The 23,305-nt window shown below is 62.1% G+C and carries 20 protein-coding genes and 1 pseudogene; 7 read left to right on the forward strand and 14 right to left on the reverse strand.

Going from position 1 to position 23,305, the window contains the following annotated elements; genetic code table 11:
• Positions 1 to 260 (reverse strand): annotated as a pseudogene (locus DT23_RS12030) (acyl-CoA dehydrogenase N-terminal domain-containing protein); the annotation flags it as partial.
• A 120-nt stretch (positions 261 to 380) separates the two neighbouring features.
• On the opposite strand from DT23_RS12030, the gene DT23_RS12035 reads away from it, so the two are divergent.
• A complete protein-coding gene (locus DT23_RS12035) occupies positions 381 to 1,340 on the forward strand; it encodes an L-threonylcarbamoyladenylate synthase (RefSeq protein WP_038131569.1) in 960 nt (319 codons plus the stop codon).
• Between the two features lies 1 nt (position 1,341).
• Here the strand turns inward: DT23_RS12035 and DT23_RS12040 are convergent, their stop codons facing one another.
• The gene (locus DT23_RS12040; RefSeq protein ID WP_038131572.1) at positions 1,342 to 2,037 is read right to left on the reverse strand and encodes a DUF1045 domain-containing protein; all 696 of its coding nucleotides are present in this window, start codon (positions 2,035 to 2,037) and stop codon (positions 1,342 to 1,344) included.
• A gap of 85 nt (positions 2,038 to 2,122) precedes the next feature.
• Here DT23_RS12040 and DT23_RS12045 point away from each other — a divergent pair, with 85 nt between their 5' ends.
• Entirely contained in the window at positions 2,123 to 3,268 is a 1,146-nt protein-coding gene (locus tag DT23_RS12045; RefSeq protein WP_038131573.1) for an alpha-D-ribose 1-methylphosphonate 5-triphosphate diphosphatase, read from the forward strand.
• A 3-nt stretch (positions 3,269 to 3,271) separates the two neighbouring features.
• Here DT23_RS12045 and DT23_RS12050 read toward each other — a convergent pair whose 3' ends face one another.
• Entirely contained in the window at positions 3,272 to 5,773 is a 2,502-nt protein-coding gene (locus DT23_RS12050; RefSeq protein ID WP_038131575.1) for a GcvT family protein, read from the reverse strand.
• Between the two features lie 290 nt (positions 5,774 to 6,063).
• On the opposite strand from DT23_RS12050, the gene DT23_RS19720 reads away from it, so the two are divergent.
• Positions 6,064 to 7,137: a PRC-barrel domain-containing protein gene (locus tag DT23_RS19720; protein ID WP_051697260.1), complete on the forward strand. Its 1,074-nt coding sequence runs from the start codon at positions 6,064 to 6,066 to the stop codon at positions 7,135 to 7,137.
• Between the two features lie 82 nt (positions 7,138 to 7,219).
• Here DT23_RS19720 and DT23_RS12060 read toward each other — a convergent pair whose 3' ends face one another.
• Positions 7,220 to 8,206 (reverse strand): 2-hydroxyacid dehydrogenase, encoded by a 987-nt coding sequence (locus DT23_RS12060; RefSeq protein ID WP_038131576.1) that lies wholly within the window; start codon positions 8,204 to 8,206, stop codon positions 7,220 to 7,222.
• Between the two features lie 184 nt (positions 8,207 to 8,390).
• Between DT23_RS12060 and DT23_RS12065 the strand changes: the two genes are divergently transcribed.
• Positions 8,391 to 9,101 (forward strand): SH3 domain-containing protein, encoded by a 711-nt coding sequence (locus DT23_RS12065; RefSeq protein WP_240473603.1) that lies wholly within the window; start codon positions 8,391 to 8,393, stop codon positions 9,099 to 9,101.
• Between the two features lie 48 nt (positions 9,102 to 9,149).
• Positions 9,150 to 10,034, forward strand: coding sequence for a cation diffusion facilitator family transporter (locus tag DT23_RS12070; RefSeq protein WP_038131577.1), 885 nt, complete (start codon positions 9,150 to 9,152; stop codon positions 10,032 to 10,034).
• A gap of 111 nt (positions 10,035 to 10,145) precedes the next feature.
• Here the strand turns inward: DT23_RS12070 and DT23_RS12075 are convergent, their stop codons facing one another.
• The 6 genes from DT23_RS12075 to DT23_RS12100 all read right to left on the reverse strand — a co-directional run bounded on the left by DT23_RS12075 (position 10,146) and on the right by DT23_RS12100 (position 16,839).
• On the reverse strand, positions 10,146 to 12,167 hold the full coding sequence (locus DT23_RS12075) for a M3 family metallopeptidase (RefSeq protein ID WP_038131578.1): 2,022 nt from the start codon (positions 12,165 to 12,167) through the stop codon (positions 10,146 to 10,148).
• Between the two features lie 72 nt (positions 12,168 to 12,239).
• Positions 12,240 to 13,280 carry a HesA/MoeB/ThiF family protein gene (locus tag DT23_RS12080; protein WP_038131579.1) on the reverse strand — a complete coding sequence of 347 codons (1,041 nt, stop codon included), beginning with the start codon at positions 13,278 to 13,280 and terminating at the stop codon, positions 12,240 to 12,242.
• 3 nt (positions 13,281 to 13,283) lie between these two features.
• On the reverse strand, positions 13,284 to 13,754 hold the full coding sequence (gene dut / locus DT23_RS12085; protein WP_038131580.1) for a dUTP diphosphatase: 471 nt from the start codon (positions 13,752 to 13,754) through the stop codon (positions 13,284 to 13,286).
• Positions 13,755 to 13,886: 132 nt separating this feature from the next.
• Positions 13,887 to 15,089, reverse strand: a complete 1,203-nt coding sequence (gene coaBC / locus DT23_RS12090) for a bifunctional phosphopantothenoylcysteine decarboxylase/phosphopantothenate--cysteine ligase CoaBC (RefSeq protein WP_038131582.1) — start codon at positions 15,087 to 15,089, stop codon at positions 13,887 to 13,889.
• Positions 15,090 to 15,148: 59 nt separating this feature from the next.
• On the reverse strand, positions 15,149 to 15,934 hold the full coding sequence (locus DT23_RS12095; RefSeq protein ID WP_240473604.1) for a ChaN family lipoprotein: 786 nt from the start codon (positions 15,932 to 15,934) through the stop codon (positions 15,149 to 15,151).
• Positions 15,935 to 15,960: 26 nt separating this feature from the next.
• The gene (locus DT23_RS12100; RefSeq protein ID WP_081847143.1) at positions 15,961 to 16,839 is read right to left on the reverse strand and encodes an RNA polymerase factor sigma-32; all 879 of its coding nucleotides are present in this window, start codon (positions 16,837 to 16,839) and stop codon (positions 15,961 to 15,963) included.
• A 427-nt stretch (positions 16,840 to 17,266) separates the two neighbouring features.
• Here DT23_RS12100 and DT23_RS12105 point away from each other — a divergent pair, with 427 nt between their 5' ends.
• Positions 17,267 to 18,778: a YifB family Mg chelatase-like AAA ATPase gene (locus tag DT23_RS12105; RefSeq protein ID WP_038131586.1), complete on the forward strand. Its 1,512-nt coding sequence runs from the start codon at positions 17,267 to 17,269 to the stop codon at positions 18,776 to 18,778.
• Here the strand turns inward: DT23_RS12105 and DT23_RS12110 are convergent.
• From DT23_RS12110 to rsmI, 4 genes are read right to left on the reverse strand one after another with little or no spacing between them, the layout of a single operon-like run.
• Positions 18,759 to 19,667, reverse strand: a complete 909-nt coding sequence (locus DT23_RS12110; protein ID WP_038131588.1) for an alpha/beta hydrolase — start codon at positions 19,665 to 19,667, stop codon at positions 18,759 to 18,761. The two genes, DT23_RS12105 and DT23_RS12110, sit on opposite strands and share 20 nt — an antisense overlap.
• Position 19,668: 1 nt before the next feature.
• A complete protein-coding gene (gshB, locus tag DT23_RS12115; protein ID WP_038131590.1) occupies positions 19,669 to 20,610 on the reverse strand; it encodes a glutathione synthase in 942 nt (313 codons plus the stop codon).
• Between the two features lie 60 nt (positions 20,611 to 20,670).
• The gene (locus DT23_RS12120) at positions 20,671 to 21,036 is read right to left on the reverse strand and encodes a YraN family protein (RefSeq protein WP_038131592.1); all 366 of its coding nucleotides are present in this window, start codon (positions 21,034 to 21,036) and stop codon (positions 20,671 to 20,673) included.
• A complete protein-coding gene (gene rsmI / locus DT23_RS12125) occupies positions 21,033 to 21,947 on the reverse strand; it encodes a 16S rRNA (cytidine(1402)-2'-O)-methyltransferase (protein ID WP_081847145.1) in 915 nt (304 codons plus the stop codon). The genes DT23_RS12120 and rsmI overlap by 4 nt, the downstream gene beginning before the upstream one ends.
• A 99-nt stretch (positions 21,948 to 22,046) precedes the next feature.
• Here rsmI and DT23_RS12130 point away from each other — a divergent pair, with 99 nt between their 5' ends.
• Positions 22,047 to 23,228 (forward strand): penicillin-binding protein activator, encoded by a 1,182-nt coding sequence (locus tag DT23_RS12130; protein ID WP_038131593.1) that lies wholly within the window; start codon positions 22,047 to 22,049, stop codon positions 23,226 to 23,228.
• The last annotated feature ends 77 nt before the right edge of the window (positions 23,229 to 23,305 follow it).

Below are 23,305 nucleotides of genomic sequence, written 5' to 3' on the forward strand. Positions count from 1 at the left end.
CCCTCGGCCAGCGCACCCAGCGCCTCTTTGAAACCGGGCGCGCTACGCACGACGCCGTTTTCCAGCTTGGCAGGATGCAGATCACCGTTGCGATTGGTCGGCGCGATCACCTCGTCACACAGCCGCCCGGCCTCGGTCAGAATTGCCTCGATCATATCGGGCGTGGCCTCGGCGAACAGTTCGGTGTCAGAAACCGGCGCAATCGGCACGACATGATCAAGGATGAAGCGGATATCAGTCACGGGTGAGCGGTAGGTCATCGGGTCTCCTCCGGGGCGGCTTGGCAAAACCCCCGCCCGCGTCTATGTCCTGTCAGGGTTATAACCACCCTACCCGAGCCCCGCATTCCTTCAACCTCAACGCTGCGTCACGATTTCGCCATGAGCCATGAAACCCAGATCCTGACGCCCGATCCTGCGGGTTATGCCGAGGCGGCGCGACTGCTGGCGGCCGGTGAGTTGGTGGCGATGCCGACCGAGACGGTCTACGGGCTGGCGGGCGATGCGCGCAATGATCGCGCGGTTGCGGCGATCTTTGCGGCCAAGGGGCGACCGCAGTTCAATCCGCTGATCGTGCATGTTCCCGACATGGCGATGGCCGAGAAAATCGCTGTGTTTTCTGATGGCGCGCGCGCCTTGGCGCAGGCGTTCTGGCCCGGTCCGCTGACGCTGGTTTTGCCGCTGCGCGCGGGTTGCGGGATCAGCGATCTGGTCACCGCCGGAAACGATAGCGTGGCGATCCGCCTGCCCGCGCATCCTGTGGCGCGCGGCTTGCTCAGCGCATTTGGTGGCCCGCTGGCGGCCCCGTCGGCCAACCCCTCGGGCAAGATCAGCCCGACCACGGCGCGCCATGTGCTGGATGGCTTGGGCGGCAAAATCGCGGCGGTGGTTGATGGCGGCGCTTGCGAAGTCGGGGTCGAATCGACGATTCTGTCGCTTGATCCGCCGCGCCTGCTGCGCCCCGGTGGCTTGCCCGTCGAGGCGCTAGAGGCGGCGCTCGGGCATCCGATTGCCAGCGGTGGCGATGCAGCCAAGCCCAATGCGCCGGGTCAGTTGGTGTCGCATTACGCGCCGGGCGCGCAGGTGCGCATGAATGCCGATGCGGTGCGTCCGGGTGAGGTTTTTGTTGGCTTTGGACCAAGCGCTGAAGCCGATCTGACACTGTCGCAAAGCGGCGATTTGGTCGAGGCCGCTGCCGCCCTGTTTGCGACGCTGCGCGCCGCCGACGCACTGGCCCTCAGCCAGGGTGCAGACTGCATCGCGTTCGCGCCCGTCCCCGATCACGGGCTGGGCCGCGCGATCAATGACCGGCTGCGCCGCGCCAGCGCCCCGCGCGACTAACCTAGATCGTTGCGCCCAGCGTGAAACGATGGATCAGATGAAACCGACCGTCGCGCGCCTCGCCAAACAGGCAGAGATCGGCAATCGGGTGGGGGCGCGTCAGATGCGGCGCGAAATAGGCCTGCGCGATTGGCAGCAGAGCGTCGCGATCTGCCTTACTTAATGCGCCGCTCAGGGTCATGTGCATCTGATATTGCTCCAAAACATACGGATAGCCAAAGCGCGCCAGCAAATCGCACTGTCGCGCGTTCAACCTGTCGGGATTGCGTTTGGCGCGTTGTGCAGGCGTGAGCGGCGCGCGAAATGGGTCAAGCGCCTCAACGACTCGCGCAGCCATCGCCTGCAACGCGCGGACATCGCCAATCGGGCGCAGCGCGAGGAAATCGCCCAAAGCCGCGACCTCCAGCCCGGCCAAGTCGAGCGGGGCCAAATCCTGCGCCAAGCCTGCAAGCTCCGCCCTCACATCCTTGTGCGAAACACCCGCCGCCAGCGCGAAGGGCGCCTTGATCGTGGCGTGAAATCCGTATTTGCGCGGGGCCTCGGTCAGATCGGCCAAGGGGCGCGGCAGCCCGTCAAGCTTGGGATGCGCGCAGGCGATGCCCGCCGCCGCGTCCCAGCCCAGCCAATGCGCCCCCGCCTTGGCCAGGCCCGGCGCGCGCGGCGCATGATAGATTGCATATCGTTGAAATTCCGTCATGACCCTGTTTGACTGCCCCGTGGCCCAGAACCGCGACCCTCACCCAGCCCGCCCTGCAACGCAAGCCCACCGATCGGAGCCAGAGATGACCGACACGATCCTCGCCAATGCCACGCTGGTTTTGCCAAGCGAGGTGATCACCGGCTCGCTGCTGATCCGCGACGGCGAAATTGCGCAGATCGACCCCGGCGCGGGCGTTCAAAGCGGTGCAATAGATTGCGACGGCGATCTGCTGATGCCCGGCCTGATCGAGCTGCACACCGACAATCTTGAACGCCATATCGAGCCGCGCCCCAAGGTGCATTGGCCCCACGCCGCCGCGATTATCGCCCATGACGCGGAACTCGCCTCGGTCGGGATCACGACGGTGTTTGACGCGCTGCGGGTGGGCTCGATTACGGGCAAGAACGCGCGCACGGATTACGCGGAATATGCCCGCCCCTTGGCGAATGAAATCCTTGAAATGCGCGCCTCCGATGCGCTGCGCATCAGCCATTTCCTGCATCTGCGCGCCGAGACCTGCTCGCAAACGCTGATCGCGGAACTGGCGAAATTCGGCCCCGAGGATCGCGTCGGAATCGTCAGTCTGATGGATCACACGCCCGGCGAGCGCCAGTTTCGCGATCTCGACAAGATGCGCGATTATATTTGCGGCAAGCATGGCTTGAAAGAGGGAGATTTCGAGGCCCATGTCGCCGATCGGATTGCACTGAAAAAGCGCCTTGGCGCAGGACATTTAAAGGCCGCGATTGCGGCGGCGGCGCGCTATGGTGCGGTGCTGGCCAGCCATGACGACACCACCGACGAACAGGTTGCGCAATCGCGCGCGCAAGGCGTGCACTTCGCGGAGTTTCCCACCACATTCGAGGCCGCGCAGGCCTGTCGTGATCAGGGCATTGCGGTGATGATGGGCGCGCCGAACCTGATCCGGGGCAGTTCACATTCGGGCAATGTGGCCGCGCAGGATCTCGCGCGCGCCGATCTGCTGGATATCGTGTCGTCTGATTATGTGCCCTCTGCGCTGCTGGCGAGCGCGTTGATGCTGGGCGATCTTTGGGGCGATATGGCGCGCGGTATTGCCACCGTCACTGCCGCCCCGGCGAATGCCGTAGGGCTGGCGGATCGCGGGCGCATCGAGATCGGCAAGCGGGCCGATCTGATCCGGGTGCGCCGGATTTCTGGCACCGGCGCGCTGCGCGGCACTTGGGTCAAGGGCCAGCGCGTGGCCTGAGCGTTATCCGTCGATGCGGATACGCGCGTTGGTGGGGTCGTAGGGGCTGTCTTCGGTCACGACCGCATCCCATTCCTGAAGGAACATCCTGACCTTGAGCTTGGTGCCCGGTTCGGCCAGATCGGGGCGCACATAGCCCATGCCGATCTGCTGCCCGAAGGCGACCGAATAGCCACCCGAGGTCAGCCGCCCGATTTTCTCACCATTGAGCAACAGCGCCTCTTTGCCCCACGGATCGGCGTCAGAAGGGCCATCCATAAGCAGCGTCACGCATTTGGAACGGATACCGGTGTCGAGCATCGCCTGCTTACCGGTGAAGTCCTTGGACAGGTCGATAAAGCGGTCCAGCCCCGCCTCTTGCGGGGTAGCATCACGCCCCAGTTCATTGCCGAAAGCGCGATAGGATTTCTCCTGACGCAGCCAGTTCTGCGCCCGCGCACCGACCAGTTTGAGGTCGTGCTTTTCGCCTGCTTTCAGCAGCAGATCCCAAAGGTAGCGCGACATCTCGATGGGGTGGTGCAGCTCCCAACCAAGCTCGCCCGTATAGGCCACGCGCACAGCGCGCACGGGGCACATGCCAAGTTCGATATTGCGCATCGAAAGCCACGGGAAGCGCTTGTTGGACAGCACCGTTTCGGGCTGCGCATCCTTGACCACCTCGGCCAAGATCGCGCGCGCATTCGGGCCTGCCAGCGCGAAGACGCCCCATTGCGTGGTGATGTCGTGGCACTCGACATACGCGCCGCCCTCTGTGTGGAAATCCTCGATCGACTGGCGCAGGAAATCGCCATCGTAATCGGCCCAAGCCCCTGCGGAGATCAGGTAATATTCGTCCTCGCCCAGCCGCACGATGGTATATTCCGTGCGCGTGGTGCCGGCCTTGGTCAGCGCATAGGTCAGGTTGATCCGCCCCGTTTTCGGCAGTTTGTTGCAGGTAAAGCGATCAAGAAACGTAGTCGCGCCGGGGCCGCGCACGAGGTGCTTGGCAAAGGCGCTGGCGTCGATCAGCCCGGCCGTTTCGCGGATCGCTGCGGCCTCGGATTTGGCATATTGCCACCACGCGCCCCGCCGGAAAGACCGCGAGTCGTGATCGAAGCTGGCAGGCGCATCAAGCGGGCCGTAATAGTTCGGGCGCTCCCAGCCATTGACCTGCCCCATCTGCGCGCCCGCCGCGATCTGGCGGTCGTAATTGGGCGTGGTGCGCAGCGGGCGGCAGGCTTCGCGTTCCTCGTCGGGATGGTGCAGGATATAGACGTGCTCGTAGCATTCCTCGTTCTTGCGCGCGGCGTAGTCTGTGGTCATCCAATTGCCGTAGCGCTTGGGGTCAAGGCTGGCCATGTCGATCTCGGCCTCGCCCTGCGTCATCAGTTGCGCGAGATAATAGCCCGTGCCGCCTGCCGCCGTGATGCCGAAACTGAACCCCTCGGCCAGCCACATATTGCGCAGGCCCGGCGCGGGGCCGACCAGCGGGTTGCCATCGGGCGTGTAGCAGATCGGGCCGTTGAAATCATCCTTGAGGCCGACCTCCTCGGAACTTGGCAGACGGTGGATCATCGAGAGGTATTCTTCTTCGATGCGCTCCAGATCAAGCTGGAACAGATCGGCGCGGAAGCTGTCGGGCACGTCGTAGCAGAACCGCGCTGGGGCATTGCGTTCATACGGCCCCAATATCCAGCCGCCGCGTTCTTCGCGGACATACCATTTCGCATCGGCGTCGCGCAGAACGGGATGTTCGGGGTTACCATCGGCGCGCCATTTCACCAGCGCGGGGTCGGGTTCGGTGACGATGAACTGATGCTCGACGGGGATGGCGGGGATCTTGATGCCCAGTAGACGCGCGGTGCGTTGCGCATGATTGCCGGTGCAGGTCACGACATGCTCGGCGTGGATCTCGATTTCCTCGCCCGACCCGACCAGCCGGTTGCCCTTTTCCACCATCTTTTCCAGCGTCACGACCCATTCCGAGCCGGTCCAGCGATAGCCGTTCACCTGCAGCTTGCGCGCGATCGAAGCCCCGTGCTGGCGCGCGCCCTTGGCCATTGCCTGCGTCACATCGGCTGGGTTGATATAGCCGTCTTGGGGATGAAACAGCGCGCCTTTGAGGTCTTCGGTGCGCAACAGCGGCCAGCGCTCTTTCATCTGTGCGGGCGTCAGGAATTCATGGTGAACCCCGGCGGTTTCGGCCACCGAGGAATAGAGCATATATTCATCCATCCGTTCGTCGGTTTGCGCCATGCGCAAGTTGCCCACGACCGCAAAGCCCGCGTTGAGGCCCGTTTCCGCCTCTAGCTGCTTATAGAAATCAACTGAGTATTTATGGATATGGGTTGTCGCGTAGGACATATTAAACAGCGGCAGCAACCCCGCCGCGTGCCATGTCGAGCCCGAGGTCAACTCGTCGCGTTCCACCAAAAGCGTGTCCCATCCGGCCTTGGCGAGATGATAGGCGACACCGCAGCCAACCGCGCCACCGCCGACGACCAAAGCTTTGACATGGGTTTTCATAGCGGTGACTCCTGCAGGTTGCTTATGCAAACAATGCCCCGTTTCGGCGCGCACGCAATCCGTTACAGCCGACATTCGCGCGACAAAAGCGACATGGGCGCGGGATGATGAAGGGCATGCGAGGTGTCGTTTCCCGCATCGGGAGGGCGCAAAAAGTTCCACCAAAATACGAAAATATTTCCGATCTGCGCACAGGAACTGTTCAGCGACTCCCGTGTTGAGAGCACATCAACGGGCAACGGCGCAGCGACACGCGCCACCGCCCGATAGACTTCTAAAGGGAGAAGATGATGAACAAGCTAGTCACAACCACCGCAATCGGCCTGATGCTTGCACTGCCGGTTTCCGTGCAAGCGCAAACCAGCACCGATGGAACGGCCAAAACGGGCGACGCGCAGGTCAATGTGCAGACCCAAAGCGCCAGCGACATGTTCTTTAAAATGATCCCGCATTCGATCACCGCATCGGGCCTGACCGGCAAACGGGTTTATGTCTCGGAGAAAGACATGAGCACGAGCGAGCCGATCAAAGCCGCCGATCAGGACTGGAATGATATCGGTGAAGTCAGCGATGTCGTGCTTGGCATGGATGGCAATGTGGATGCCGTGCTGGTCGATGTTGGCGGGTTCCTTGGGATGGGCGAAAAAACCATCGCGATCTCGATGAACTCGCTGCGCCTGATCCCCGATGGCGACACGCAAAACGCCTATTTCGTTGTGGTCAAAGGCAACAAGTCGATGCTGAACGATGCGCCAGCCTATGAAGGTAGCATGAGCCAGCAGGTCATGGATTCCAGCGAAACCGAAGCCACTGCGATGGAGAACACGGCTGCAACCGCTGCTTCCAAGGCCAAAGCTGGGATGGAACAGGCCGGCGACAACGCCGAGGCAATGGCCACCAACGCCGCCGAGAAAACCAAGCAGATGGCCTCTGACACGGGTCAAACCGTGAAAAATGCCGCCGATGATGCGGGTGAGGCCACCAAGGACGCCGCTGCGGCAACCGGTTCGGCGATTGATAACGCCGTCGATTCGACTGCCGCTGCCGTTGGCACGGTGGGTCAGGCTGATGCAAAAGACGGCGTGGCGGTCGATATTGCCACGATTGATGCCGACACGCTGCATGGCGAAGGTGTCTACGGCCCCAATGACGACAAGGTCGGCGATATCTCGAAGCTGGTAAAGACTGCTGATGGCCAGATGGAAGGCGTTGTGATTGATGTCGGCGGCTTCATCGGGATTGGCGCAAAACCCGTTATGATCAAGGCTGATCAGTTGACCGTCATGAAAGACGACACCTCGATCACCGTGCACACCGGTCTGACCGAAGAGCAGTTGAAATCGCTGCCCGAATATAAAGAGTGATCGCACCACGCGATGACTTGAACGGCGCGTAAAGCGTTGGATTGCGAAGGCCCCGAGATCGCTCTCGGGGCCTTTTGTCGTGTTACACCATTGCCGGAACGACCAGATCCGGCGGTCGGTGCCCGTCGGCGAAGGTCTTAATATTGATCAGTACCTTTTCGCCCATCTCGACGCGTCCCTCAACCGTGGCCGAGCCCATGTGCGGCAACAAAACGACATTCTTCTGCGCCCGCAAGCGCGGATTGATTTCGGCCCCGTTCTCAAACACATCCAGCCCCGCCCCGCCCAGATCGCCTGCGCGCAAGGCCCGCGTCAGCGCGTTTTCGTCGATCACCTCACCGCGTGAAGTGTTCACGAGCACCGCCCCGGGCTTCATCATTTGCAAGCGGCGCGCGTTGAGCAGATGGAAGGTCGAGGGCGTATGCGGACAGTTCACCGAGATCACATCCATCCGCGACACCATCTGATCAAGGCTGTCCCAATAGGTCGCCTCGAACTCGGCCTCGATATCAGGATGGACCTTTTTGCGGTTGTGATAGTGGATCTGCATGCCAAAGGCGCGCGCACGCCGCGCCACCGCCTGACCGATCCGCCCCATCCCGAGAATGCCCAGCCGCTTTCCGCCGATGCGATGGCCCATAAACGCCGTGGGCGCCCAGCCTTCCCATTGACCGCTTTGCATATGCGCCAGCCCCTCGGGGATGCGGCGCGTGACGGCCAGAATCAGCGCCATCGTCATATCGGCGGTGTCCTCGGTGACGACGCCGGGCGTGTTGGAAACCAAAACCCCGCGTTGGCGCGCCGAGGACAGGTCGATATGATCGACCCCCGCGCCGTAATTTGCGATCAATTTCAAGCGATCACCGGCTTGGGCCAGCATGCTTGCGTCGATCCGGTCGGTAACACATGGCACCAGCACATCGGCGCGTTTCATCGCCTCGACAAGCTGCTCACGGCTCATTTTTGCGTCCTCGGCGCTCAACTCGACCTCAAACAATTCTTTCAGCCGGGTCTCGACGCTATCGGGCAAGCGTCGCGTCACGACAACACTCAGGCGCTCTGCGGGCATGTTGAGCCTCTCCTCTCTTCCAAAGCTGGTCTCTTGGGTGCAAAGTGACGCCCAACGGGGGCAGGCACAAGGCCCTGATCGAGCGAAAATGGCCCGAAGCGACAGTAATGCGTAATTTTATTGCGCAGCCACCGAGAACCATCGGCGGCGCTGGCGTTGCCGGGCAAGGGGCATGAGGCAAATGATGACCAAGGGCACTGTTTTGGCAGCAATTGGCGGTATGGCGATTCTGGGCCTGATGGCATGGAGCGGCAATCGCGCGGCGCAGGCCAATTCCAATGGCGCATCTGTAAGCGCCTCGGCTGAGAGCACGCCCCAGACGGACGCGGCGCAAACGAGCGTAATGACGGCGGACGCAACGATTTCTCCCACGGCACGGCCGATGGCCAAGCCGACACCGCCCGCTGCGCCCCCCTCTGCGCAAGCCCCCGACACGCAAAGCACGATCAAGCTGACCCCGCCCGATCATCGCGGCCCGGTCACGCATTTGCCGCTGCCGCGCTACGTCTCGCTTAAAGGCTCCAAGGGCAATGCGCGGCGCGGGCCATCTTTGTCGCATCGCATCGACTGGGTGTTCACCCATCCCGGTATGCCGCTGAAAGTCACCGCAGAATTTGGCCATTGGCGGCGTGTCGAAGACCGCGATGGTCAAGGCGGATGGATTCACTACACGCTGATTTCTGGGGTGCGCCATGTGGTGATCACCCAAGATATGGTGTCGCTGCACGCCCGCCCCGATGAAAAAGCCGAGGTCGTGGCCAAAGCGCAATCGGGCGCGATTGCGCATCTTGATAAATGCAATAGCGCGTGGTGCGAGATCGACGCAGACGGGGCCTCTGGCTGGTTGCCCAAGACCGATATCTGGGGCGTCGATGCCGATGAGGCGCGTGACTAGTCAAGCGGTTTGCCCTACATCAAAGCCACGCAAACAGCGGCGAAACCGATGGCCTATAGTGAAACAGATACGAAACTGAATGCCTCGGCGGGGCTGGCCTCGGTTGGGGTAGCGGCCCTTCTGGTGGCGCTCAAGCTGTGGGCTTTGTGGCAGACCGGAGCGCTATCCGTGGCCGCGTCGCTGGCCGATAGCGCGGTTGATCTGCTCATCTCGGCGGGGGGGCTGGCGGCGATCCTGTATGCGGCAAAACCCGCCGATGACGATCACGCCTTTGGCCATTCCTCGGCCGAGGATCTGGCGGCTTTGGGTCAATCGCTGGTCATTCTCGCCTCTGCCACGCTGATTGGCTATTCCGCGATCCACCGCCTTATGGCCCCCGAACCCCATCCGCTGAGCGCCCAAGGCGCGGGCATCGTGGTGATGGGGATCTCGGCTTTGCTGACCGGAGGGCTGATCTGGTGGCAAAGCCGGGTCGCGCGCGCCACCGGCAATAAGGTCGTGGCTGCGGATCGGCTGCATTACTTAGGCGACCTTCTGCCCACCTTGGGCGCAATCGGTGCGCTCTGGGTGTCGCGTGCTTTCGGCTGGGGTCAGATCGACAGCATGGTCGCGCTGATCGCCGCTGCCCTGATGATCGCGGGCGCGTTGCGCATAGGATCGGGGGCGTGGAACGCGCTGATGGATCGCGCCGCGCCAAACGAGGTGATCGACGGCATTGCCAAAATCGCACGCGAACATCCCGGTGTGCGTGGCTTTCACGATCTCAAAACCCGAACGGCAGGGGCGCAGATTTTCGTCAATCTACATATCGAGTTGGACGGCGATCAGACGCTGGAACAGGCCCATGACATCGGCGCGGCGCTGAAACGCAAGATCCTGATCGCCTATCCCCAAACCGATGTGATCATCCACAAAGACGTCTGGCGCGGCTAGCGCCGGGGGCGCTGCCCCCGGACCCCCGGAGTATTTCAGGCTAGATGAAAAAACACCGCTTTCATCTAGCCCTAAATACTCCCGCCGGAGGCTCCTGCCCTATCCACCAAGTCAGGCGCCTGGATCAAGCAGACCACGCCCCTTGAGCAGCGGCTCAACCCCCGGCATCCGGCCCCGAAACGCGGTATAAAGCGCATCCGGCGCGCGCGAATTGCCCGCGGACAGGATGAAGTCTTCCAGCTTTTGCGCGGTTTCGGGATCAAACGCGTCGCCCGCCTCCTCAAAGGCTTCGAACGCATCAGCATCCATCACCTCGGACCACATGTAGCTGTAATAGCCCGAGGAATAGCCATCGCCCGAGAAGATATGGCCGAAATTTGGGGTGGCGTGGCGCATCCGGATCGCGTGGGGCAGGCCAATACCCGCAAGTACCTCGGCCTGTTTCGCCATCGGATCGGACGGCGCCGCGCCCTCGTGAAAGGCCAGATCGACGAGGGCCGAGGCCAGATATTCCACCGTTGAGAACCCCTGATCGTAAGTGGCCGCCCCTTTAAGTTTGGCGCGCAAATCCGAGGGCATGGCCGCGCCGGTTTTGTAGTGGCGCGCGTGGCGTTCCAGTACTTCGGGAACGTCCAGCCAGTGCTCATAAAGTTGGCTGGGCAATTCCACGAAATCTCGCGAAACGGAGGTGCCCGAGATGAAGGAATAGGTCACATCCGAGAGCATCTGATGCAGGGCGTGGCCGAATTCGTGAAACAGCGTGCGCGCATCATCATGGCTTAGCAGCGCCGGATCGCCCTTGGCGAAATTGCACACGTTCAGCACGATCGGAACGACGGCGCCGCCCAGTTTCTTCTGGCTGCGAATCGCAGAACACCACGCGCCCGAGCGTTTTGATCCGCGCGCGAAGTAATCCCCCATGAAGACGGCGATGGTTTTGCCGTTGCGCGAAACCTCCCAGCCGCGCACATCGGGGTGGTAAAACGGGCCTTCAAGCGGCGTGAACTCCAGCCCGAACAAGCGGTTAGCGGTGTCAAACGCCGCCCCGATCATAGCATCGAGCGACAGGTAGGGCTTGATCTGGCCCTCGTCGAAATCATGCTCGGCAACGCGGCGCTTTTCGGAATAATAGCGCCAGTCCCAAGGCTCCAGATCGCCGTTCACCCCGTCCGCATGCATCATCTCGGCCAGCTTTGCGGCATCCGCCTCGGCAGCGGCCTTGGCGGGGGCCCAGACGCGCATCAGCAAGTCGCGCACAGCCGCCGGAGTTTTCGCCATTTCGGGTTCAAGTTTATACGCGGAGAAGCTGTCATAGCCGAGCAGTTTTGCGCGTTCTTCACGCAGTTTCAGTATCTCGGCGGCGATGGCGCGGTTGTCGGTGTCCCCGCCATTGGCACCGCGCGCGACCCACGCCTCATAGGCGATGCGGCGCAAGTCGCGATTGGGTGAGAATTGCAAGAACGGCACGATGAGCGAGCGCGACAGCGTCAGCACCGCGCCGTCCTGTCCACGCTCAGCCCCGGCGGCGCGCGCGGTGTCGATCACGAAATCGGGCAGGCCGTCAAGATCGTCTTCCGACATCGGGCGGAACCAGTCGCGCTCATCTGCCAGCAGGTTCTGGCTAAATTGCGTGGTGATCGTGGCGAGGCGCTCTTTGATCGCCTTCATGCGTTGCGCAGGCGCGCCTTGCAGCGCGGCACCCGCGCGGGTGAACATCTGATGGTAGAGCTCCAGCACGCGCGATTGTTCGGCGTTCAGCCCTAAGGTATCGCGGTTTTGCCAAAGCTGGTCGATGCGCGCAAACAGCGCCTTGTTCATCGTGATTTCCGACGAAAACGCCGCCAGTTTCGGGGCGAGATCGCGCATCAAAGCCTCACGCGCGGGCGTCGCATCGGCCCCTGCGAGGTTATAAAATACGCCCGCCACCTTATCCAAAGCGCCGTCGGATTGCTCCATCGCCTCGATCGTGTTGGCAAATGTCGGCGCGTCCGGATTATCGGCAATCGCGGCGGTGTTGGCGCGGGCCTCGCTGAGGGCCGCCTCAAAAGCGGGGGCGAAATCATCGTCGGAAATCTGCGCGAAGGGCGGCAGTTGATAGGGGCCGGTCCCGTCGGTCAAAAGCGGATTGGTCATGGGAGGTCTCCTTTGAGCACAAACTAGGGCGCGGTTGCTGGAAGGGCCAGTGCGCAACCGCGATTGACGCGACTAGACCTTGGGCGCGGCGCAAACCGCACATTCAGGATCGCGCCGGATCGAGATCTGGCGGCTTTCGCCCCAAAGCGCGTCATAAATCATCAACCGACCGCGCGCCGATTGGCCCGCACCCGTGATCTCTTTGACCGCCTCGGTAGCCATCATCGCGCCCACCACACCGGGCAGCGCGCCCACCACCCCCGCCTCGGCACAAGAGGGCGCAAGCCCCGGCGCGGGGGCCTGCGGGAAAACGCAGGCGTAACAGGGGGCGCCCTGAGCGGGATCGTAGAACGAAAGCTGCCCCTCCCATTGCGAAATCGCGCCAGATATCAGAGGCTTGCCTGTCACCACACAGGCGGCATTGACCAGCGAGCGCGTCTCGTAATTGTCGGTTCCGTCAATGACCAGATCATACTGCGCGATCAGTTCGGCGGCGTCTTGCGCGCTTAGGCGGCGCTGATAGGGTAAGACCGCAATATGCGGGTTGAGCGCGGCAATCGCCTTTTGCGCCGAGAACACCTTGGGCAAGCCGATATCGGCGTCGCGGTGAATGACCTGCCGTTGCAGGTTAGAATTGGACACCACGTCATCATCGACCACACCGATCTGCCCCACGCCGGCGGCGGCAAGATACAGCAACACGGGCGAGCCTAGCCCCCCAGCGCCGATCACCAACACCTTGGCGGATTTCAGCTTTTTCTGCCCCGGCCCGCCGATCTCGCGCAGCATGATGTGGCGGGCGTAGCGATCCAGTTCCGCACCGGAAAACTGCCCCGGCTTGGCAGGCGCGACGGTCGTGTCAATCGCACGGGCGCGAATGGCGCGCAGCATCGCGCGATACGCTAAAACCAGCGCAGCGACCACGCCCAGCCCCAGCCAGCCTGCAAGCGACCCACCCAAGGTTTGCCCCAGTGGCGCCAGCCCAGCGACCGGCAGATGCGCGATCACCAAGCCCAGCCATACCAGCGCCAGCATCGCCCAGATCGCGCGCGCCGAGGCCCGCATGAACAGCCCCAAACCAAGGATCGCCGCCAGAAGGATCAGCCCCAGCATCGCCTAGTGCTTTCCAGTGGAGCCAAAGCCCCCCTGCCCGCGCGCGGTGTCTCCCAAAGCCTGCGCGACTTCGAAACGGGCCTGCACCACGGGCGCAATAATCGCTTGGGCGATGCGCGCGCCATGTTCGATCAGATAGGGTTCATGGCCCAGATTGATCAGCAACACTCCGAGCGGGCCGCGATAATCGGCGTCAATCGTGCCCGGCGTATTGGGCAGGCTGATCCCGTGTTTCAGCGCAAGCCCCGAGCGCGGGCGGATCTGCATCTCGAACCCCTCGGGAATTTCAACGCGCAGGCCTGTCGGAATGATCGCGCGTTGCATCGGATAAAGGGTAAAGCCGCTGCCCCGATCCTCAGGCACCAGATTGGCGCGAATATCGGCCCCCGCCGCGCCTGCACTTTCATAGCTGGGCAGCGCAACGGCGGGATCGGCCCAATCCTCGCGCAGAACCTTGATGGTCGGTGTGGTCATCTTGCTCTCCCTGCCCCGCCGTGGCGCTTGGGCTTTGCTGTTGGATGCCTCCGGCGGGAGTATTCAGGGCCAGATGAAAGAGGGATTGATTTCATCTGGCTAAAAATACTCCCCGCGGAGCGGCCCTTGTGGTCAACTCGCACCCAATGCTGCGGCAATGCGCGCCGCCAACCGGCGTGCGGTATCCGCCTTACTCATGCGGTCCCACTGCTCGGCGCCTTTGTCGTCGATTACCGTGACCGCGTTTTCACTGCCGCCCATGATCCCGGTCTCGGGGCTGACATCATTGGCCACGATCCAGTCACAGCCCTTGCGCGCGCGTTTCTCGGTAGCGTGGCGCTGCACATCATGGGTCTCGGCTGCAAAGCCCACAACCAGCGCCGGGCGGCCAGAGGTCATCTGCGACACCTGCGCCAGGATATCGGGGTTCTCGGCGAATGCGAGCGTGGGTAGCGCGCCGGAGCCGTCTTTTTTCATCTTTTTCGATGCGGCGTTTTCCACCCGCCAATCGGCCACGGCAGCGGCAAAGATCGCGGCATCGGCGGGCAGCGCGGCCTGCACCGCCGCTTGCATCTCGCGCGCGGTTTCCACCCGCGTCACCGTCACCCCCGCAGGCGGGGGCACGCTGGCCGGGCCGGTGATAAAGCTGACGCGCGCGCCCAGATCACGCAGCGCCTCGGCCAGCGCCGTACCCTGCGCACCGGACGAGCGGTTGGCAATATAGCGCACCGGATCAATCGGTTCGTGCGTCGGGCCAGAGGTGACAAGAATATGGCGGCCTTTCAGCGGGCCATCCGAGAGAGCAGCCTCAATTGCCGATTTGATTTCAAGGGGTTCCACCATCCGCCCCGGCCCGAATTCACCGCAGGCCATATCGCCATCCGTTGGGCCAGCAAACAAGACGCCATCTGATTTCAACGTGGCAATATTGCGCTGCGTGGCGGCGTGCTCCCACATCCGCACATTCATCGCAGGCGCGATCAAAACGCGTTTGTCGGTCGCCAGCAGCAGCGTCGAGGCCAGATCATTGGCCAGCCCTTGCGCCATCTTCGCCATCAGATCGGCGGTGGCGGGCACAACGACCACCAGATCGGCCGCGCGGCTCAGCTGGATATGACCGATTTCGGCCTCATGAGTCAGATCGAACAGATCGCCATGCGCGACCTCGCCTGCAAGCGACGAAATCGTCAGCGGCGTGACAAACTCGGCCCCCGCACGGGTCAGAACGGGGGTCACCGCCGCCCCCGCCCCGCGCAGGGCGCGGATCAGCTCGGGTGTTTTGAAGGCCGCGATACCGCCGCCGATGATCAACAGGATGCGTTTGCCCGCGAGCATTTGCCCCTCCGCAATAGGTTGATCTTAGGTCTAAGCGGCAGGGCGCATGCGCGCAAGGATCACTTGAAAGCCGCGCAGGGGTCGTCGCGCGGGGTTGGGGGCGTGACGATCCAGTCATCAAAGGGCTGATCGGGGGACGCCGGGGCGTCGGGCGCGGTCTCAATCTGGCCGATGGACACGATTTTTGCGTCTGGATCAAGTTTACGCAGCAGGGCTGGCACAGCGCGGTCGGTGCGCGCATGACCCGAGCCAGCGATCAAAACGACCGGTCCACCAGTGTCTTTATAAGCCTGCTGAACGGTGCGCGCGAAGGCGGCGTCGCGGTAGCGTTGCGCGGCCACCATTCCGGGCAAAAGCTTGACCGGCAGCGCGTTGCAGTGATCTTCCTGCGCCTCGGCCTCAAGCTGTTTTTGCAAGGCGTCGGGATAGGGTTGATCAAGGCCATAGCGCGCGGCATCTGGACCAAAGACCTCGGGCAAAGGCGTGGTCATAGCGCTGCGCACGACATCGCGGGGTTCGGCTGCGCCATAAATACGCGCAGCGCCCAAGGCTTTGAAAATCGGATAATATATCGCGAAATCGGGCCAGCCCGCCTGTTCCCAACCCAAGGCTTGATCCAGCGCTTTTTCGTCCTGCAACAAGGCGGGCGTGATCTTGGCCGCCTGCTCGGGGCTGAGCATCTCGAACACCACCGCTTTGGGCTTGATCGCTGCAACCGCGCGCGCCTGATTAAGGTGATGGGTCGGGTTGTCGTGGATCTCGCCAAGCACGACGATATCGCCGGTAATATGATCCAGCGCATCTGCAGAAATCTCCTCGGCGTGAGCCGGGGAGATCAGTGTCAAGCTAAGCAGTGCTGCCAAAACGCTCTTCATACGAAGAAGCTTTGCACCTCGCCCTGATGACATTCAAGCGATTTGCGCATCTTGCCAAAAGCCTGCGCCTCAAGCTGACGGATGCGCTCTTTGGACAGGCTCAGCTCTTCGCCAAGGCTTTCCAGCGTGCGCGGATCTTCGATCAAACGGCGCTGCGTCACGATGTATTTCTCGCGATCCGTCAGACGTTCCATCGCCTCGCCAAGCCAGTTTTTCATCGTCAAACCGTCATGGCTTTCGGCAACGCTTTCCTCGGGATTGGCGCCCTCATCTTCCAGCGTATCGACCCATTCGCGGCCTTCTTCATCGCTCGATTGCGTGGCGTTGAGCGAGAAATCAGAACCCGACAGTCGCCCCTCCATCATCTCGACATCATGGATCGGCACGCCGATCACCTCGGCGACGCGCATCCGCAATTGCAGGGCGTCAAGCTGGTTGCCCTCTTGCTGGGCCTCGCGCGCCAATTGCGCCTGCACCCGGCGCATGTTGAAGAACAGCGATTTCTGCGAACTGGTAGAGCCGGTGCGCACCATCGACCAGTTGCGCATCACGAATTCCTGGATCGAGGCCTTAATCCACCACACCGCGTAAGTAGAAAAGCGCACACCGCGCTCGGGGTCGAACTTCTCGGCGGCTTTCATCAGACCTAGTGAGGCCTCTTGGATCAGGTCGTTCATCGGCGCGCCGTAGCGGCGGAATTTTGACGCCATCGAGATCGCGAGACGCATGTAAGCGGTCACCAAACGGTGCAGCGCCTGTTCGTCTCGGTTATCGCGCCACGCTCGGGCCAGGGCGACCTCGGTTTCGGCGTCCAGGAATTCCGCGCGCATCGCTTGGCGCGGCAGGGTTTCATCAGTCATACCATCGAGTGCCATTTACCAGTCTCCCCGGGTCTCCCGCCCATTCGGCGCCACGTAAACGCGTAGCTGCATTGCTGACCCAATGTTCATGACATGAAAAGGTTCCTCACGGAATTGTTGGTTTTTGCATGTAACTTTGTGCATCCCAGCCCATTGACGTCACGGTTCTAGGAAAAGTTCTAATTATTCAGACGCCTAACACGGGAATTCACAAAAGCTTGTGTGTGCGAAACCCTAAGCTTGCTCACGTTTTCTTGACGTTCCTGCAAGCTATTGCAACAAATCTCTCGACAGGTTGAGCGCGCGCACTATGGCCAGATGTGCCGAGCTGAACGGTGTCGTGCCATAAGTCCCCGCCATGATGTGAGCCGTCCGGTCCGCATTAACCATTCTTAAACCATAGGTCTTTACCCGTTGTAACAGCGGGGCAAAGGACGGGATCATGGTCGCCAAGACCTACACTGTGGCGTTTGAGGGCGTTGAGGCACGCACGGTCGAAGTGCAATGCGCCCTATCCGAGGGCTTGCCGGGATTTGCCATCGTCGGCTTGGCGGATAAGGCCGTCTCTGAGGCGCGCGAGCGGGTGCGCGCCGCCCTTGGCGCCTTGGCTATCGCGATGCCGATGCAAAAGATCACCGTCAATCTGTCCCCGGCCGACATGCCCAAAGAGGGCTCGCATTTCGATCTTCCGGTCGCGCTGGCGCTGCTGGCCGCCCTTGGGCTGGTGCCGGCTGAGCGCGCCGAGGCGGTGGTGGCGATTGGTGAGCTGGCGCTGGATGGACGGCTTGTGGGGGTGGCGGGTGCGCTGCCCTCGGCGCTTGCCGCAGCCGAAAACGGGCGCGACCTGATTTGCCCGAAAGCCTGTGGGGCCGAGGCCGCTTGGGTTGGCGCGGCTGATGTGTTCGCCCCCGCCACGCTCAGCGAGGCGATTGCCCATCTCAGCGGCCGCGCGCCTCTGGACCCAGCGCGCCCCGGCCTGCTCGAATCGCCTGCCTTGGCGCGCGATCTGCGCGATGTGAAAGGGCAGGAACGCGCGAAACGGGCGTTGGAAATTGCCGCTGCCGGGCGTCACCACATGATGATGATCGGTGCGCCGGGATCTGGCAAATCGATGCTGGCCGCGCGCCTGCCCTCGATCTTGCCGCCGCTGACGCCGACCGAGGCGCTGGAAACTTCGATGATCCATTCGCTTTCTGGACTGCTCGGCGAGGGAGGGATTTCGCGCGACCGCCCTTTTCGTGAACCTCATCACACGGCCTCGATGGCGGCAATGATCGGGGGCGGTCGTGGCGCGCGCCCCGGCGAGGTCAGTCTGGCCCATAATGGCGTGCTGTTCATGGATGAGTTCCCCGAATTTCCCCGCGCCGTTTTGGAAACCCTGCGCCAGCCGATCGAAACCGGCGAAGTCGTGGTCGCGCGCGCCAATGCCCACATGCGCTATCCGTGCCGCTTCTTGCTGATCGCGGCGGCCAACCCGTGCAAATGCGGCTATCTCGGTGATCCATCCCGAGCCTGCTCGCGCGCACCAACCTGCGGCGAGGATTACCTTGGCAAAGTATCTGGCCCGCTGATGGATCGTTTCGATCTGCGAATCGAGGTTCCCCCCGTCGCCTTCAGCGATCTCGACCTGCCCGCCAGCGGGGAAAGTTCAGCCACTATTGCCCAGCGCGTTCAGGTCGCGCGCGATGTGCAAACCGCGCGTTTTGAGGGCCACGCAACCGTGCGCGTCAATGCCGAGGCCGAGGGCGCGCTGTTGGAGGAAATCGCGACGCCCGATGCGCAAGGGCGCGAGATGCTCACGAAAATGGCGGCGAAATTCGGGCTATCCGCGCGCGCCTACCATCGCGTGCTGCGCGTCGCGCGCACGATCGCCGATCTCGACGGCGAGGCCGATGTGCGCCAGCCCCATATCGCCGAGGCGCTGAGCTACCGCATCACCGCGATGGCAGGTTAAGCATCCCCCGCGCCGCGCGGCCCGCATCTTCCAAAGCCGCGCGCGCCTCGGGCAGACGCCCGTCAAAAAACTGCCAGACATGGGGCGCTTTGGGCCAGCTTTGCACCGTGACGTCACTGCCAAAATGGCGCAACCGCTCGGCCATGCGCAGGGAATCATCGCATAGAATTTCCGCCATCGAATGCTGGATTAAAACCGGCGGCGGCGACGGAAACTCGGCGAAAAGCGGTGAAACGGCCGGGTCATCCGCCGCATAATCGCCCCGCGCCATCTCGCTGGATTGCTTGACCCGCGCGCGCGGCAACAGCACTTCGGTCTTGGCGTTGGCGCAAAAGCTCTCCCCCGAACAACTCAGATCGGTCCAAGGAGAGAACGCGATCACCCCGGCAGGCGGGGGGCCCGCCGCGCAAAGCCGAGCGAGCAACAGCAAGGCCAGCCCGCCGCCCGCGCTATCGCCTGCAAGCACAATCCGTTCAGGCGCGTAGCCGATATCCACCAGCCCCTGCCACGCCGCCATCGCATCCTCAAGTGCGGCCGGCAGCGGATGCTCGGGCGCAAGACGATACTTGGGCAGAATCACATCAAGCCCCGAAAGCTGCGACAAGCGTCCCGCCAGACCGCGATACATGAAGGGCGAGCCCGAAATGTAGCCGCCGCCATGTAAATACAGCACGACCGAATCCCGCGCGACCATGCCAACCCGCGCCGACAGACAGGAAACACCGCCGTAATCGGCCTCCATCAGGCAAAGCCCGTCGGGCGGAACAACGGCCCAACTCGACGCGCGCTCCGCCTCCCGACGCGTGCGCAGCGGGTCTTTCAAAAAACGCACCTGCCGTTTCGTAGCATTGCGCAAAATCAGGTTCAAAAAGCTTTGTTGTAGTGACACGTCAACTCCGTTTCGCTTCGATCGCCTCCCAGATTTTGGCAGCGATATTGACCCCGTCAAACCGTTCGAGCTCTTGTATGCCCGTGGGCGAGGTTACGTTAATCTCCGTCAGCCAATCCCCGATAACGTCAATTCCGACGAAAACCTGCCCTTTTTCGCGCAGGACAGGGCCAATGGTTGCACAGATTTCACGGTCGCGCGCCGTGAGCGCAACCTGTTCTGGCCGCCCACCAACATGCATGTTCGACCGCGTCTCACCCGCCGCGGGCACCCGATTGATCGCGCCCACCGGCTCGCCATCGACCAGAATGATACGCTTGTCGCCCTTCGCGACAGCAGGCAGGAATTTCTGCGCAATCAACGGCTCGTTATTGATGCCCATAAACAACTCATGCAGCGAGGACAGGTTGCGATCATTGGGATCAAGACGGAACACGCCTGCCCCGCCATTGCCGTAAAGCGGTTTGAGAATGATGTCGCCGTGAACCTCTTTGAACGCTCGGATCGTAGCCAGATCCCGCGCGACCAGCGTCGGCGGCGTCAAATCGAGAAAATTCAACACCAACAGCTTTTCAGGATAATTGCGCACCCAAAACGGATCATTCACGACGAGCGTGTCGGGATGGATGCGTTCAAGCAGATGGGTGGTCGTTATATAGCCCATGTCAAAAGGCGGATCCTGACGCAGCCAGACCACATCCCAATCGGCCAAATCAACCTCGACCTCGTCCCCGAGTGTGAAATGATTTCCCCGCTCACGACGCACTTCCAGCGGCCAACCCCGCGCCAGAATGCGTCCCTCACGATACATCAAGCGATCGGGCGTATAATAGAACAACTTATGCCCGCGCGCCTGAGCCTCTTCGGCGATACGAAACGTGCTATCAGCGTCAATATCGACCACCGCGATCGGATCCATTTGAATTGCGACTTTCAAGCCCATCAGCGCCCCCTTTGCGTTCCACCCTTGATGCAATGTGGTGCGCGGGGATGCAATCGCAACTCACATTCCGAAATACGCGTTTTGCAGAATTTTGATCTGGCCCTGTTCATCAACCAAAGCCAGATCGAAGCGCACCTTGCGATTACAATTGGCCGGCGCGGGAAATTTCATTAGATATTCCTGCACTGAAACGCAGATGCGCTGCATCTGGCGCGACGAGAGCCGTTGCACCGCGCGCGCATGCGAACGCGACTTCTTGACCTCAACGAAAATCACTGTGTCGCCGTCACGCGCGATCAAATCAATTTCACCACCGTAACGCCCGCGCCAGCGATGCGCGGAAATAGACTGACCGGCATCTTCATACTGACGTGCAACCTGTTCTTCGGCTGCCAGACCGGAATAATACGAAAGCGCGCCGCTCATGACTTTTTCTCCATTTCAAGGGCAGCCTGATAGACCTCCCGCCGGGGTAGACCAAGGGCTTGCGACACCTCGGAGACTGCATCTTTCATGCTTTGGCGCGCCAAGGCGAGTCGCAGCATCTTATCCAACTCTTCAGGCCCAGCAGCAGGCCCGTGCGCGCGATCAACCAGCACGACGATTTCGCCTTTGACGGGCGCGTCTTCCAATCCAAGCGCAATCTCTTGCAACGTGCCACGGCGCACTTCTTCAAAGCGTTTGGTCAATTCGCGGCACAGCGCCGCCTCTCGGTCCTCACCGAACACTCCCACACAATCGTTTAACATCGCATTAACGCGCTTGGGGCTTTCATAAAAAACAAGCGTTGCGGGGATATCGCGGAAGGTGGCCAGCCATTTTTGCCGCGCGGCGCTGGTATTGGGGGCGAATCCCGCAAACAAAAAGCGGTCACTGGGCAGGCCCGAGACCGTCAGCGCCGCCAGAACGGCCGATGGACCGGGCGCGGCATAGACCCGGTAGCCTTCGGCAATCACACTGCGGCCTAGCTGAAAGCCGGGATCCGCGACCAGCGGCGTGCCCGCCTCCGAGGCATAGGCCACCGACTGCCCCTCTTGCAAAGCGTGCAGCAAACGCGGGCGCATCGCCTCGCCGTTGTGGTCGTGATAGGCGATGATTTTGCGCCCCGACAGCGGCACGCCGTGAATTTCCATCAAGTGGCGCAGGCTGCGGGTATCTTCGGCGGCCAAAACATCCGCCGAGCGCAAAATATCAAGCGCGCGCAAGGTGATGTCACGTGCCGCCCCGATAGGGGTTGCGATAAAATGCAACCCCGGCGCGAGCGGCACCAAGCGCCCTTCGCCCGTAACGTCATGTACCTCGGGCAGGATATTGCCGGATTCGTTCTCTTGCTGCATCACCTGCTCCTTGAAGCGTGAGTATCGTTTACTTCGCGCGACGATCCGAATAGGCTTTCGCCAAGCAATTTCCTGCGCATCGAGCCCGAAGGACCTATCATGTTCGCCCTGATCCGTAACACCCGTGCACGCGCGGCACAAATCGTAGCGCTTCTTTCGGCGCTTTGGTTGGCAGCTTGTAACCCCACCGGACCGATGGGCGCCAATAGTGGCCAGCGCATCGACACCTCTGCCCCCGTCACCGTGGCGCTGCTGCTGCCGGGCGGGTCTGGCAAATCGGGCGATGAGACGCTGGCACGCGCGTTGAAAAACGCCGCTGATATGGCTGTGGCCGATCTGCAGGGCGTGCGCATTGACCTGCGCATTTACAACACAGGCGGTCAGCCCGGTCAGGCGGCGGCGATGGCCACCAAAGCGGTTGATGACGGCGCGAAGATCATTCTTGGTCCGGTCTTTGCGCAATCGGCCAATGCAGCAGCCGTTGCCGTGGCCCCGCGCAATGTGAACGTGCTGTCTTTCTCGAACAGTACCGATGTCGCAGGTGGCAACCTGTTCGTGCTTGGACCGACCTTCCCCAACACCGCCAACCGGCTGGTGCGCTACGCCACACGTCAAGGCAAGCGCCGGATCATGGTGGTGCATGAAAATACCGGAGCCGGCGCGGTCGGGGCCGCCGCGATCCAGACCGCGATTTCGCGCAACGGGGGCACGCTCGCGGGCGTCACCAACTACCCGTTCTCGCAGCAAGGTGTGGTGTCTGCCGCGCCCAAGATTGCCGAGCGCGTGAAGGCGGGCGATGTGGATGCACTGTTCCTGACCGCCGATACCGCAGGTGCGCTGCCGCTGTTGTCGCAACTCTTGCCGGAAAACGGTGTGAGTTCACAAAGCACGCAATTCATCGGCCTGACCCGTTGGGATATTCCGCCTGCAACCCTGTCGCTTCCGGGCGTGCAAGGGGGCTGGTTCGCCGAGCCCGACCCCAATCTGCAAGCCCAGTTCGTGCAACGCTATCAAGCCGCTTACGGCAGCGCGCCCCATCCGATTGCCGGGCTTGCCTATGACGGGATCGCCGCCATCGGCGCGCTGATCAAATCGGGCAATTCGAACGCGCTGACGCGCCAGGGGCTGACCCAACCTTCGGGCTTTGTCGGGGTGAATGGCATCTTCCGCTTGTTGCCCGATGGCACGAATGAACGTGGTCTGGCCATCGCGCAGGTGCGCAACGGCCAAGCCGTGGTCATCGACCCTGCACCGCGCAGCTTTGGTGGGGCCGGGTTCTAACCCTCGGCCACACCCTACCCTCGCCCTCAACCAAGGCCCATTCGGGACGTGACCAAAGCCGTGAGCACCGCGCAGAC

Origin of the sequence: Thioclava indica (assembly GCF_000714545.1) — a bacterium.
In the GTDB taxonomy this organism is placed as follows: domain Bacteria; phylum Pseudomonadota; class Alphaproteobacteria; order Rhodobacterales; family Rhodobacteraceae; genus Thioclava; species Thioclava indica.